This window comes from Nocardioides bigeumensis, from assembly GCF_039531755.1.
Taxonomy (GTDB): Bacteria; Actinomycetota; Actinomycetes; order Propionibacteriales; family Nocardioidaceae; genus Nocardioides; species Nocardioides bigeumensis.
In genome coordinates, this window is record NZ_BAAAQQ010000013.1 from 32,721 (window position 1) to 45,880 (window position 13,160).

General features: G+C 71.1%; 13 protein-coding genes. 8 read left to right on the forward strand and 5 right to left on the reverse strand.

The features are described 5' to 3' along the window. Positions 1 to 48 precede the first annotated feature (48 nt). On the reverse strand, positions 49 to 1,284 hold the full coding sequence (locus ABD295_RS14460; RefSeq protein WP_344304476.1) for a SpoIID/LytB domain-containing protein: 1,236 nt from the start codon (positions 1,282 to 1,284) through the stop codon (positions 49 to 51). A 139-nt stretch (positions 1,285 to 1,423) separates the two neighbouring features. On the opposite strand from ABD295_RS14460, the gene ABD295_RS14465 reads away from it, so the two are divergent. Next, a complete protein-coding gene (locus ABD295_RS14465) occupies positions 1,424 to 2,080 on the forward strand; it encodes a hypothetical protein (protein ID WP_344304477.1) in 657 nt (218 codons plus the stop codon). Positions 2,081 to 2,088: 8 nt separating this feature from the next. Here ABD295_RS14465 and ABD295_RS14470 read toward each other — a convergent pair whose 3' ends face one another. Next, entirely contained in the window at positions 2,089 to 3,483 is a 1,395-nt protein-coding gene (locus ABD295_RS14470; RefSeq protein ID WP_344304478.1) for an NAD(P)H-quinone dehydrogenase, read from the reverse strand. 19 nt (positions 3,484 to 3,502) lie between these two features. Continuing rightward, positions 3,503 to 4,903, reverse strand: a complete 1,401-nt coding sequence (gene lpdA / locus ABD295_RS14475) for a dihydrolipoyl dehydrogenase (RefSeq protein WP_344304479.1) — start codon at positions 4,901 to 4,903, stop codon at positions 3,503 to 3,505. A 46-nt stretch (positions 4,904 to 4,949) separates the two neighbouring features. Here lpdA and ABD295_RS14480 point away from each other — a divergent pair, with 46 nt between their 5' ends. The 5 genes from ABD295_RS14480 to ABD295_RS14495 all read left to right on the forward strand — a co-directional run bounded on the left by ABD295_RS14480 (position 4,950) and on the right by ABD295_RS14495 (position 8,566). Continuing rightward, positions 4,950 to 5,402, forward strand: a complete 453-nt coding sequence (locus ABD295_RS14480; RefSeq protein WP_344304480.1) for a gamma-glutamylcyclotransferase family protein — start codon at positions 4,950 to 4,952, stop codon at positions 5,400 to 5,402. Positions 5,403 to 5,492: 90 nt separating this feature from the next. After that, a complete protein-coding gene (locus tag ABD295_RS14485) occupies positions 5,493 to 6,113 on the forward strand; it encodes a dihydrofolate reductase family protein (protein WP_344304481.1) in 621 nt (206 codons plus the stop codon). Between the two features lie 66 nt (positions 6,114 to 6,179). Then, a complete protein-coding gene (locus ABD295_RS21230) occupies positions 6,180 to 6,290 on the forward strand; it encodes a MerR family DNA-binding transcriptional regulator (RefSeq protein ID WP_425574134.1) in 111 nt (36 codons plus the stop codon). A 668-nt stretch (positions 6,291 to 6,958) separates the two neighbouring features. Beyond that, positions 6,959 to 7,753 (forward strand): purine-nucleoside phosphorylase, encoded by a 795-nt coding sequence (locus tag ABD295_RS14490; protein WP_344304482.1) that lies wholly within the window; start codon positions 6,959 to 6,961, stop codon positions 7,751 to 7,753. 3 nt (positions 7,754 to 7,756) lie between these two features. After that, the gene (locus ABD295_RS14495; RefSeq protein ID WP_344304483.1) at positions 7,757 to 8,566 is read left to right on the forward strand and encodes an NAD-dependent epimerase/dehydratase family protein; all 810 of its coding nucleotides are present in this window, start codon (positions 7,757 to 7,759) and stop codon (positions 8,564 to 8,566) included. On the opposite strand, the gene ABD295_RS14500 is transcribed toward ABD295_RS14495, so the two are convergent. Continuing rightward, positions 8,563 to 9,018, reverse strand: coding sequence for an SRPBCC family protein (locus ABD295_RS14500; protein ID WP_344304484.1), 456 nt, complete (start codon positions 9,016 to 9,018; stop codon positions 8,563 to 8,565). The two genes, ABD295_RS14495 and ABD295_RS14500, sit on opposite strands and share 4 nt — an antisense overlap. A 22-nt stretch (positions 9,019 to 9,040) precedes the next feature. Here ABD295_RS14500 and ABD295_RS14505 point away from each other — a divergent pair, with 22 nt between their 5' ends. Both ABD295_RS14505 and ABD295_RS14510 read left to right on the forward strand, forming a co-directional pair. Then, positions 9,041 to 10,711, forward strand: a complete 1,671-nt coding sequence (locus ABD295_RS14505) for a phospho-sugar mutase (protein WP_344304485.1) — start codon at positions 9,041 to 9,043, stop codon at positions 10,709 to 10,711. 326 nt (positions 10,712 to 11,037) lie between these two features. Beyond that, positions 11,038 to 12,393: an HNH endonuclease signature motif containing protein gene (locus ABD295_RS14510; RefSeq protein WP_344304487.1), complete on the forward strand. Its 1,356-nt coding sequence runs from the start codon at positions 11,038 to 11,040 to the stop codon at positions 12,391 to 12,393. 82 nt (positions 12,394 to 12,475) lie between these two features. Here ABD295_RS14510 and ABD295_RS14515 read toward each other — a convergent pair whose 3' ends face one another. After that, positions 12,476 to 13,159, reverse strand: coding sequence for an MOSC domain-containing protein (locus tag ABD295_RS14515; protein ID WP_344304488.1), 684 nt, complete (start codon positions 13,157 to 13,159; stop codon positions 12,476 to 12,478). Position 13,160: the final 1 nt, after the last annotated feature.

The following is a 13,160-nucleotide window of genomic DNA, read 5'->3' on the forward strand; positions in this document are numbered from 1 at the left end:
GCGGGGCCAGAGATCCGATCCTCGGAGAGCGCGGCCCGACGGCCTGGTTCAACGGCCCGGAGCCACCGCGAAGGTGAAGTACGTCGAGCGCAGACCGAGGACCGCTCGGACCGTGTCACCGGACACGGTGAGGCTGCGCTGCGAGCCGACCAGCCGCAAGGACGTGACCCGGCCGCCCCAGTCGCCGCCGCCGTCCCGGCCGGCCACGCGGATCTCCTGCAGGTCCCCGATCGACGGCCAGCCGCGCTCGATCGCGTCGTCGCGCAGGGTGCGGGTCCAGTCGTGGTTCGGGTTGCCGTCCCACCCGTCGTAGGGGTCCGCCTGCGAGGCGAGGTAGGGCACACTGCCCGCGGCCGACCAGCCACCGCTGCTGGACGAGAACTGGGTGAAGGCGGGCTCTCCCGTCGAGTCGACGAGGACCTGCCCGCGGGTCGCCTGCAGCGCCTCGGTCGCAGCCGTGACCTCGGAGCCGACGCCGCCGTACACCTGGCAGGAGGTCGTGTCGCAGATCTGGTAGTGCCCCGCCCGCGGGTGCGCGCGCTCGTACGCCGCGTAGGTGCGCGCCGCGATCGCCTGGGCGCGCACGGCCTCGGGGCTCCACGAGGGCGGCATCTCGCGGGGCACGACGCCGCGCAGGTACTTCTCCAGGCTCAGCACGTTGACCGTGTCGCGAGCGGGGCTGCCGGGCTTGACGACGGCCGCGCGCAGTCGCCCGCGGTAGGCGCGATTGCCGGACGGCGTGACCAGGGTGATCGGGCCCTTCGCGCTGAACTGGCCCTCGCCGGAGAGCCGGCGCTCCTTGGTCCACACGCCCCCCGAGAGCGCCTCGAGCCTGGTCACGTTGCGGTTGCTCGTGACGAGCCGCCAGCGGCTCGGACCTTCCCGCAGCAGGACCTTCTCGCGGGAGCTCAGGTCGCGCAGGCTCAGGCCACGGCGGGCCAGCACCTCGAGGTCGTCGGTGGTGTCCGCGGAGATCTGCACGGACACCTGCCCGCCGGTGGTGCCCGCGGTCGAGCCCGGGTAGTAGAACGCCACGATCTGCTGCGCGGTCAGGCCTTGGCGGGCGGCGCCCTCGGCGCCGTACTGCGACATGCCGTGCCCGTGGCCGTAGCCGTGCCCGGTCAGCGTGATGGTCGCCTGCACGGGCACGCTCCACTGGTCCTGGCGCGCTGTCGCGTCGGCGGGCACGGCGCTGACGACCAGCCCCAGGGTGAGCCCCAGGGTGAGCCCCAGGGTGAGCCCGAGCGCCGGGAGCACGGGTGCGCGACGGGCGCGAGGAGGCATGGAAGGGGCTCTCGTGACGGCTGTGACGGATGGGGTTCCCGCCATGGCACCATGCGCCTCGAAGGCCCGACAACAGGTTGTCGTGAACTACGAGTGTGTCATTCACACGCTCCCTTGCGCCCGTCGGCGACACTTCGGCATGGGGATCCTCCGGTGGCGCAGCAACCGCCGCGAGGCCGAGCTCGTGGAGCGCGCGCAGTTCCGCTGGGCGCGCAAGGTTGCGACGGAGGACGTCGTCGCCCTCGGCGAGAGCCTGGCCGCGCTGGACGACGGCGTGGCGAGCTCGGAGACCACGGCTCCGCACTGGCACCAGGCGCTCGACGGCTACGAGCGCGCCCAGGAGACCCTGGACGCTGCCGACGACCTGGCCGCGCTCGACCGGGTCGCGTCGCTGCTCGTCGAGGCCCGATTCCAGCGCGCGTGCCTGGTCGCGCTCCGCGCCGGTGAGCCGTTGCCGGTCCGGCGCGACGACTGCTTCTTCAACCCCCAGCACGGACCCGCCATGACGGACGTCGCCTGGACGCCCGAGGGCGGCGTCGAGCGCTCGATCGAGGTCTGCAACTCATGTGCTCGTCGGCTGGAGGCGGGCGAGCCGGTCGACCAGCGTGTGGTGCGCGTCGGCGATCGCTACGTCGCCTGGTGGGAGGTGGGGCCGGGAAGCGTGCGCGAGAAGCGGATGGCCGGCTACTCGGCGCACGTCAAGGACGGTCACGCCTGGCACAGCTCCGCCCACGCCGCTGAGGCCGCGACCCGCTCCGGCCTCAGCGGCACCAACGGGCTGGGCGGCTGGATCTGACCGGCGGGCTACTTCTGCACGTAGTGCAATTGTCGCGCCGCCTCGGCGATCGAGCCGCTCATCGACGGATAGACCGTGAACGCGTGAGAGAGCTGGTCGGCGGTCAGTGACTCCCCCACGGCCACCGAGACGGCGTGGATGAGCTCCGAGGCCCGTGGCGCGACGACCACGCCACCGATGACGACTCCCGTCACCGGGCGGCAGAAGAGCTTCACGAAGCCGTCGTGGACGCCCTGCATCTTGGCGCGGGGGTTGCTGGCCAGCGGCAACGTGATCGACTCGGCCTGGATCTCACCGGCGTCGACGGCCTGCTGGGAGCAGCCCACGGTGGCGATCTCGGGCGCGGTGAAGACGTTGGAGGACACCTTCTTCAGGTCCAGCGGGCGTACGGCGTCGCCGAGCGCGTGCCACATCGCGATCCGCCCCTGCATCGCCGCGACCGAGGCGAGCATCAGCACGCCGGTGCAGTCGCCGGCGGCGTACACCCCGCGCGCCGAGGTGCGGGAAACCCGGTCGACGGTGATGAACCCACCGTCGCCGAGAGCCACTCCGGCCTCCTCCAGTCCGAGACCCTGGGCATTGGGCACGGACCCGAGCGCCAGGATGCAGTGCGTCGCCTCGACCGTGCGGCCGTCGGTGAGCGTCACCGTCACCTTGTCGCCGTGCCGCTCGACCGACTGCATCCGCGACTTGGACAGGACCTTCATGCCGCGCCGGGTGAGCACGTCCTCGAGGACTGCGGCAGCGTCGGCGTCCTCACCGGGCAGCACGCGGTCGCGGGAGGACACCAGGGTGACGTCGACGCCGAGGGAGAGGTACGCCGACGCGAACTCAGCGCCTGTGACACCCGAACCGACGACGACCAGCTTCTCCGGCACCTCGGTGATGTCGTAGACCTGCTCCCAGGTCAGGATGCGCTCGCCGTCGGGCACGGCCGTCGGCAGCGTGCGGGGTGCCGCGCCGGTGGCGATCAGGATGGCGTCGGCGTCGATGGACACCTCGCCCGAACCGGTCTCCACGATGACGCGTTCGGGACCGTCGAGACGACCACGCCCGTGCACACCCTCGACACCGTCGCGGTCGAGGTGCCCGGAGATGTCGGCCGACTGCTGCATCGCGAGCTTGAGCACCCGACGGTTGATCCGCTCCAGGTCGACGCTGACCGTGGTGGCGACGTCGCCCTCGTGGTCGCGGAAGTTGACGCCCAGCTCGGACGCCCCCTGGAGGTCGGTCATCAGCTCCGCGGTGGCGATCAGCGTCTTGCTCGGCACGCAGTCGGTCAGGACGGCCGAGCCGCCGAGCCGGCTGGAGCTGACCAGCGTGACGTCGGCACCGAGCTGGCGAGCCACCAGGGCGGCCTCGTAGCCGCCGGGGCCACCTCCGATGATGACGACCCGGGTCATGAGACCCCCTTCAGAGCGCTTAGAGGTTGATCATGTGTCCGGCGATGCCGTGCACGGCTTCCTTCACCGACTCGGTCAGGGTCGGGTGGGCGAACACGTTGCGCGCCACCTCGTCCGCGGTCAGGTCCCACCGCTGCGCCAGGGTCAGCACGGGCAGCAGCTCGGTGACGTCCGGGCCGATCATATGGGCGCCCAGGATCTCGTTGTGCTCGGCGTCCGCGACGACCTTGACGAAGCCGACCGGCTCACCGAGGCCCATCGCCTTGCCGTTGGCCGAGAAGGGGAAGGAGGCCGTCTTGACGTCGTACCCCTTCTCCTTGGCCTGCGCCTCGCTGTAGCCGAAGGAGCCGATCTGGGGCTGGCAGTACGTCGCCCGCGGGACCATGTCGAAGTCGATCTCCATCGTCTCCGCGCCGGCGATGGTCTCGGCGGCGACGATGCCCATCGCCTCGGCGACGTGGGCGAGCATGAACTTGCCGGTGACGTCGCCGATCGCGTAGACGCCGTCGACGTTGGTGCGCCCACGCCCGTCGATCTCGATCGCCCCCCGCTCGGAGACCTTCACCCCGGTCGCGTCGAGACCGTAGCCCTGGACGCGCGGGGCGAAGCCGATGGCCTGCAGCACCTTGTCGGCCTCGAGCACCTGCTCCTGGCCGTCGCGGTCGACGGTGACCTTGACCTTGCTGCCAGGGTCGCCCGAGTCGTCGATCCCCAGGACCTTGGTGGAGAGGAGCACGTTGACGCCGAGCTTCTTGTAGTGCTTGAGGAGCTCCTTGGACACGTCGGCGTCCTCGGTCGGGACCATCCGGTCGAGGAACTCCACGATCGTGACGTCGACGCCGAAGTTCTTCATGACGTAGGCGAACTCGACGCCGATCGCGCCGGAGCCGGCGATGATGATCGACCCGGGCAGCTGGTCGTCGAGGATCTGCTCCTCATAGGTCACCACGCGGTCACTGAGCGCCGTGCCCGGGATCAGCCGGGTCGTGGCGCCGGTCGCGATGATGAGGTTGTCGCAGGTGTAGGTCTTGGTGTTTCCCTCGGCGTCCTTGACGTCGATGGACTTCGGTCCGGTGAGCGTCCCCCAGCCGTGGATCTCGGTGATCTTGTTCTTCTTCATCAGGAAGTGGACGCCTTTGACGATGCCGGCGCTCACCTGGCGCGACCGCGCGTGGGTCGGGCCGAACGACATCCGGGCCTCGCCCTCGATGCCGAACTTCTCCTTCTCGTGGGTCAGCGTGTGCGCAAGCTCGGCGTTCCTGAGCAGCGCCTTCGAGGGGATGCAGCCGACGTTGAGGCAGACCCCGCCCCAGTACTTCTCCTCCACCACCGCCACGGACTTGCCGAGCTGCGCTGCGCGAATGGCGGCGACGTACCCACCGGGGCCGGCGCCGAGGACCAGGACATCGAAGTCGCTCACGGGACTCAGCCTAGTGCGGGCTCGACTGGCGTTAGCCTTGGCCCTCGTGACGCTCTACGCCGCCTACGGGACCAATCTCGATCCCGCGCGGATGCGTGAGCGGTGTCCGCACTCCCCCTTCCAGGCGACGGGCTGGCTGCGCGGCTGGCGGCTCACCTTCGGCGGCGAGGACCTCGGCTGGGACGGTGCGATGGCGACCATCGTCGAGGACCCGCTCGACCAGGTCTTCGTGGCGGTGTACGACGTCACCCGCCCCGACGAGGCCCAGCTCGACGAGTGGGAGTCCGCCGACACCGGCCTGTTCCGCAAGACCAAGGTGCGCGTGGACACCCTCAACGGCCAGGTCGTCGCCTGGGCCTACGTCCTCGACGCCTACGAGGGGGGCCTCCCCTCGGCGTCGTACCTCGGCGTCCTCGCCGACGCCGCCGAGGCCGCCGACGCCCCCGACGACTACGTCGCGAGGCTGCGCCGCCGCCCCTGCCGCAGCACCGGCCTCTGACGTCCCCCGGTGGTCGAGGAGGTCGGTCACGGCGGTCACGAAACCCCCGGACCCCGATGAGAACGCCCCCGACAAGGAGTCCACGAGAACATGAGCCTGACGACCGCGCACGTGTCCATGTCCCTCGACGGCTTCATCGCCGGTCCCGACCAGAGCATCGACAACCCGCTCGGGGTCGGTGGTCTCAGGCTGCACACGTGGCACCTGGCGGACGTCTCCGAGCAGCACCCGGTGGATGCCGAGATGACCCGCAAGCTGCTGCGGCCCCGGGGTGCCGTCCTGATGGGGCGCAACATGTTCGGTCCGATCCGTGGTGAGTGGGGTGCAGACGGCCTCACCTGGAACGGGTGGTGGGGCGAGGACCCGCCCTATCACGCTCCCGTCGTGGTGCTCACCCACCACGAGAGGGAGCCGGTCGAGATGGCCGGCGGCACGACGTTCCACTTCGTGACGGACGGCTTCGAGTCCGGACTGAGCCGAGCACGCGAGCTGGGCGACGGCGACGTGCACATCGCAGGCGGCGCCTCGACGGTCCGGCAGGCGCTGGAGGCGGGCGAGGTCGACGAGGTGACCCTGGACATCGCGCCGGTGACCCTGGGTGCCGGAGAGCGGATATTCCCCGCCGGCGCGGTCGACCTCGGCTGGGAGCCGGTCGAGGTGCTGGCGTCGCCGTACGCCACCCACGTGCGCTACCGCATCCCGCGGCCTTGACTTCGAGCACACTCGAAGGCTGACACTGCCTGCATAAATGCCCTCTCGTCCCAGTCCGGATTCACCATCGCCGAGACCGCCGAGCGGACCGGGCTCACCGCTCACCCCCTGCGTTATTACGAGCGCGACGGGCTGATGCTGGCCGTGGACCGGTCGGCGAGCGGGCACCGGCGCTAGACCGAGCGGCTCGACCTCCTTCGCGCCCACCGCGAGCGCGTCCAGGCGGACCTCGACGCCGTCACCCAGCACCTGCGCGCGATCGACCACAAGATCTCGATCTACGAGAAGGCCGAGGCATCCTGAGTCGAGCAGCGCACCGGTGGTCGAGCAGCGAGCGAAGCGAGCGACCAGTCGAGACCACACGACCGAGGTCTCGACTCCGCTCGACCACCGGCAGTCGAGCAGACCACCGGCGGTCGAACAGCGCACCGGCGGTCGAGCAGCGCACCGGTGGTCGAGCAGCGAGCGAAGCGAGCGATCAGTCGAGACCACACGACCGAGGTCTCGACTCCGCTCGACCACCGGCGGTCGAACAGCGCACCGGCGGTCGAACAGCGCACCGGCGGTCGAGCAGCGCACCGGTGGTCGAGCAGCGAGCGAAGCGAGCGATCAGTCGAGACCACACGACCGAGGTCTCGACTGCGCTCGACCCCCGGCAGTCGAGCAGACCACCGGCGGTCGAGCAGACCACCGGCGGTCGAACAGCGCACCGGCGGTCGAACACCGCACCGGTGATCGAACAGCGCACCGGTGGTCGAGCAGCGAGCGAAGCGAGCGATCAGTCGAGACCACACGACCGAGGTCTCGACTGCGCTCGACCACCGATCGCCTACTAACCTGCGGGGATGCCCACCCCGTACGAGCTGGCCGGAGAGGCCGCCACCCGCCTCGCCGAGCTCACCGGCGTCGAGCAGCACGACATCGCCCTGGTCCTCGGATCGGGCTGGCTGCCCGCCGTCGACGCGCTCGGCGAGGCGACGGCCGAGATCAACACGACCGACCTGCCGGGCTTCTCGGCGGCGGCGGTCGTCGGCCACTCGGGCAAGATCCGCAGCGTCCGCTCGGGAGACCGCAACCTGCTGGTCTTCCTGAGCCGCACCCACTACTACGAGGGCAAGGGTGTGGCCGCGGTCGTGCACGGCGTCCGCACGGCGGCGAAGGCCGGCTGCCGGGCCATCGTGCTGACCAACGGCTGCGGCGGCCTCAAGTCCCACTGGACGCCCGGCACGCCGGTGCTGATCTCCGACCACATCAACCTGACGGGCCGCTCGCCGATCGAGGGTGCCCACTTCGTCGACCTGACCGACCTCTACTCCAGCCGCCTGCGCGCGATGTGCCGTGAGGTCGAGCCGAGCCTGGAGGAGGGCGTCTACGTCCAGTTCCCCGGCCCCCACTACGAGACGCCCGCCGAGATCCGCATGGTCGCCGCGATCGGCGGCGACCTGGCCGGCATGAGCACGACGCTCGAGGCGATCGCGGCCCGCGAGGCCGGCATGGAGATCCTCGGCATCAGCCTGGTCACCAACCTCGCCGCGGGCATGTCGGGCGAGCCGCTCAACCACGAGGAGGTCCTGGAGGCCGGCAAGTCCGCCGCGACCCGGATGGGTGAGCTGCTGACCAAGATCGTCCCGAGGATCTAGGCGATGCGGGTCCTGGTCACCGGCGCTGCCGGCAGCATCGGTCGCGTGGTCGCGACCGGCCTCACCGACCGCGGCCACGAGGTCGTCGGCTTCGACGTCCTCCCCGCTCCTGACGGGTACGACGGCCCCTGGCACACCGGCGACTGCGCCGACATCGACGCGGTGATGGCCGTCTTCGCCGAGGCCGGGCCGATCGACGGCGTGGTCCACCTCGCCGGCATCCCCACCGAGTCGTCGCTTCCCGACGCGCTCACCAGCCACGTGGTCACCACCGGCGCCCTGCTGGACGCGATGGTCGCCCACGACGTCGGCCGGATCGTCTACGCCTCGTCCAACCACGCTGTCGGCCGCACCCCGCGTCCGACCGATCCCGACCAGCTCATCGGTGTCGACACGCCGCCGCGTCCCGACACGTCCTACGGCGTCGCGAAGGTGGCCGCCGAGGCGTTGCTCCGGCTGCACGTCGACCGGCACGGCATCGACGCTGTCTCGTGCCGGATCGGGTCTTTCACGGAGTACCCCGAGAACGTCCGCGCGCTCTCGACGTGGCTGTCCCCGGACGACTCCGTGCGCATGGTCGAGGCCGCCCTGACGACCCCGGCTCCAGGCTTCGCGATCCTCTACGGCATCTCCGCCAACACCCGCGCCTGGTGGGACCTCGAGCCAGGTCACGCGCTCGGCTACGACCCGCAGGACGACGCCGAGGAGTTCGCCACGCAGGTGCAGCCCTCGGAGCACGACGGTGCGGATGCCGAGCACGTCGGCGGCCCCTACGCCGGCCCGCGGTTCGAGCGGCCCGCGCTCGATCGTTAGGCCTCGCGAAGGCGCCGGGCCAGTCCCTCCCGACAGCCCGCCATCATCCGCTGGTGGTTCCAGGCGAGCACCGGACGCACCCACCGCGTCGCCGCAGCGAGCCAGCCGCGGACGACGACGTCCTGCTCGAAGTCGACGCGCGTGCCAGCGCCCTCGGGTGCGAGCTGGAACCGCACGACACCCTCCAGGTCGCCGCTGACGGAGGTCTCGAGCAGATCGGCCGAGCGCGACTCGGCGTGCAGGACCAGGTCGAGGGTGTAGGGCAGCACCGACCGGCACAGCACCCTCGCGTCGTCGTCGCCGAGCTTGGCGACGGCGAGCACCTGCGGCCACCAGTCCGGGTAGAGCTCGAGGTCGACCAGCAACGCATGGACGGCCTCTGGCGTCGCCGCGAGGTGCCACCGCTCCCTGAAGGTGTAGGCCGCCGTCCTGGCGGTCAAGGAGGCACGCACGTGCTCACGGTACGGTGCGCGGATGGACCAGCAGACGACCGCCGGGCTGCTCGAGGAGGCCCGGGCGTGGGCCCAGGACGACCCGGACGACGCGACGCGCGCGCAGCTCGAGGAGATCATCGCCGCCGTCGAGGCAGGCCCTCCCGACAGCCCCGCCGCCGCCGACCTGGCCGACCGCTTCCACGGCACGCTGGAGTTCGGCACGGCGGGTCTCCGCGGGGCGCTCGGCGCGGGTCCCAACCGGATGAACAGGGTGGTCGTGCTGCGCGCCGCGGCCGGCCTGGCGGCGTACCTGCGCGACATCGGCTCCCCCGCCGGCAGCCCCGTGGTCATCGGGTACGACGCCCGCCACAACTCCGACGTCTTCGCCACCGACACCGCCGAGGTGATGACCGGCGCCGGCTTCAAGGCCCAGCTGATGCCCCGCCCGTTGCCGACTCCCCTGCTCGCGTACGCGATCCGCGAGCTCGGTTGCGTGGCCGGCGTCATGGTGACCGCGAGCCACAACCCGCCGGAGGACAACGGCTACAAGGTCTACCTCGGAGACGGCAGCCAGATCGTGCCGCCCGCCGACTCGGAGATCGCCGCCCACATCGCGGCGGTCGGGTCCGTGTCGTCGATCCCGCGCGGTGGGCCGGGCAAGGTCCTCGACGAGGCGATCGTCGACCGCTACTACGACACCGTCGCCGACCTCGCCGCTGACGGTCCGCGGAACCTGTCCGTCGTCTACACCCCCCTGCACGGCGTCGGCGGTACGTCGGTGCTGCAGGTGCTCGAGACGGCCGGGTTCGCCGCGCCCACCGTCGTACCCCAGCAGGAGGAGCCGGATCCCGACTTCCCCACCGTCGCCTTCCCCAACCCGGAGGAGGCCGGCGCGATGGACCTCGCGATGACGCTCGCCTCCGAGCAGGGTGCGGACCTGGTCGTCGCGAACGACCCCGACGCCGACCGGTGCGCGGCCGCCGTCCCCGGACCCCACGGGTGGCGGATGCTGCGCGGCGACGAGGTCGGCGCACTGCTCGGTGCGCACCTGGTCGCGCGGGGCCGCCGCGGCGTGTTCGCGTGCTCGATCGTGTCGTCGTCCCTGCTGGGCAAGATCGCGGCCGCGGCTGGGCAGCCCTACGAGGAGACCCTCACCGGCTTCAAGTGGATCGGTCGCGTGGAAGGTCTGGCGTTCGGTTACGAGGAGGCGCTGGGCTACTGCTGCGACCCCGAGCACGTGCGCGACAAGGACGGCGTGTCGGCGCTGCTGCTGATCTGCGAGCTGGCCGCCTCGGCCAAGGCTGCCGGGCGCTCGCTCACCGATCTCCTCGACGACCTCGCGAGGGAGCACGGCCTGCACGCGACGGACCAGCTGTCCGTCCGGGTCACCGACCTCTCGGAGATCGGCGCGGCGATGGCACGGCTGCGCACCTCCCCGCCGTCGTCGCTCGGCGGTCTCTCCGTGCTGTCGGTGGACGACCTGTCGCTGGGCTCGCCGTCGTTGCCGCCCACTGACGGACTCCGCTACCACCTCGCCGACGATGCCCGCGTGATCGTCCGACCCTCCGGCACCGAGCCGAAGCTGAAGGCCTACCTCGAGGTCGTCATCCCGGTGTCCGAAGAGGACGGGGGCGTCGACGCCGCCCGCATCTCCGCCGCCGGCCGCCTCGACGCGATCACCGGCGACCTGAAGGTGGCCCTCGGGCGCTAGCCGCACGAGTCGCGCAGCGCGAACCGGTGGTCGAGGAGGCCACCCAGCGCCCCGGTGGTCGAGCAGCGAGCGAAGCGAGCGGAAAGTCGAGACCACCACCCGGCAGTCGAGGAGGCCACCCAGCGCCCCGGTCGTCGAGGACGTCGCGCCACGCGCCCGGTGGTCGAGCAGCGAGCGAAGCGAGCGGAAAGTCGAGACCACCACCCGGCAGTCGAGGAGCTGACGCAGCGACCGTCACAAGTCCCCGGGACCCTCCAAACCCACCTGTGGAACAAGACCCTGCGACCCGGGGGGCGTTGTCGGTGGCCACTGCTTGGATTGGTGACATGACAGCAGCACGCGACCACGAGCCGGGTCTCGACGACCTCGGCCCCACCGCGCTGCTCGACGCCCTCGCCACTGTGGACCGCAGGTCGCGGCAGGCCGAGGCCGACAAGCTCGCCCTGGCCTACCAATGGGCGATCACCCACCCCGCCACCACCCAGACCGGCACCTCCACCTGGGGTGGTGACTCGTTCCTGCTCACCGACGAATCCTTGGGCGGCGACGGATGCCCCGGCGTGGAGGCGTTCGCCGCCGAACCCCTCGCGGTCACCCTCGAGATCAGCCCCGCCTCCGCCCGGCAGCTGATCGCCGACGCCCTCGACCTACGCCACCGACTCCCCCTGTGCCACGCCATGGTCGAGACCCTCAAGGTCCCCGCCTGGAAAGCACGCCGGGTCGCCACCGCCACCAATGCCCTCTCCCGGGAAGCTGCCGCGGAGGTCGACCGACGCCTCGCCCCCAGGCTCAAGCACGCCGGACCCCGCACCATCGACAAAGCCATCGCGATGGTGATCGCCAAGCACCAACCCGAGCAGCACGCTCAAACCGAGGAAGCCGCGACCGCCGGGTGGGAGGTCACCTTGTTCACCCCCGACACCCCCGCCTACGCCGGGACCAGCGAGCTCCACATCACCGGCGACACCCTCGGACTCACCCGCCTCTACCAACACGCCTGCCAACAAGCCAAGGAGGCCGCGAAGGCCGGCGACGACCGGCCCCTCGGGGCCCGGAAAGCAGAAGCCCTCTGCGGACTCGTCGACACCCCGCCGGGCTCTCCTGACAGTCGCTGCGCGACCACCTCGACCACCAGCGAGACGGTGCTCTACGTGCACGCCGACCTGACCGACCTCCTCGACGAACCCGTCGCCGTCGGCGAGGTCGAGAAGCTTGGCCCCCTCACCACCGCCAAGCTCCACGACTGGGTCGGCCACACCCGCGTGAAGATCCAACCCGTCATCTGGATGAACACCGGCCAAGCAGCCCACCCCGAACCCACCGTCGACCGGCACGACCCACCGGTCTCGACTGCGCTCGACCACCGGTGGGTAGAGCCGACGGTCGACCGGCACGACCCACCGGTCTCGACTGCGCTCGACCACCGATGGTCGAGCAGCGAGCCTGCGAGCGAAAAGTCGAGACCCCCCGGCTGCCAAGTCGACGCCAGACGCTGCGACCTCGACCACATCGAGCCCTACAACCCCCACGGCCCACCCGGACAAACCAGCCCCTCCAAGCTCGCCGCCCTCTGCCGACGACACCACCGCGCCAAGACCGCAGGACTCTGGCGCTACACACGCCTGCCCCACGGCGGCTACGAGTGGACCGGACCCGGCGCCCTCATCGCCCTGCGACCCTGACGTTTGCCGCCCTTCTGAGCGATGGAAGCCTGGGCGCCTCGGTAGCCGACGCTGTGACGAGCGCTGTGGTTCTCCTGCAAGGTCACCCGCCCAGGACGACCGCGTCGCCCACCGACAGCACGCCTGGGGCGACAACGGAGGCGTAGACGGCGACGCACAGGTCGCGCGAGGCGCCGAGCGCCTTGAGCCACGGTGTCGTCGTCGCCACCCCGTCCTGCGCCAGGTTGATGGTGCGGCACCGTTCGACCCGCTCGCTGACGCTGAGCCCGACGGAGCCGATCGTCAGCCCGGAGCCGACCCAGGTCTCCTCGACGAAGGGTTCGGTGGTCTCGACGACGACGTTGGTGCGCAGGCGTCGTACGTCGGCATCCACACCGAGCTCGGTACGGCACCAGTCGAGGGTGGCCGTCCCGATCAGGGAGACCGCCTCGGCGTCGAAGTGCGGCACGTCGCCCTCGGGAAGCACCGCCACCTCGGCGTCGCACGCAGCGGACAGGTGCGCGTCGAGGGCGGGGTCGCCGACCGACCAGGACCCGCCGGGCCCCGTGACCACGACGGACGACGGCGTCGTGTGCGCTGCGTACGAGAACACCGCGTCGCGACGGCGGAAGCGCCTCGTGTCCTTGCCGCAGGCGAAACGACCGTCGCCGTCGACAACGGCGTACCAACGGTCGCCGGCCAGGCCCCGCTCGTCGACGGAGACCGAACCCAACGACTCCCCGCCGAGCGACTTCACGGGATAGCGGCGCAGCGCGACGACCCTCATG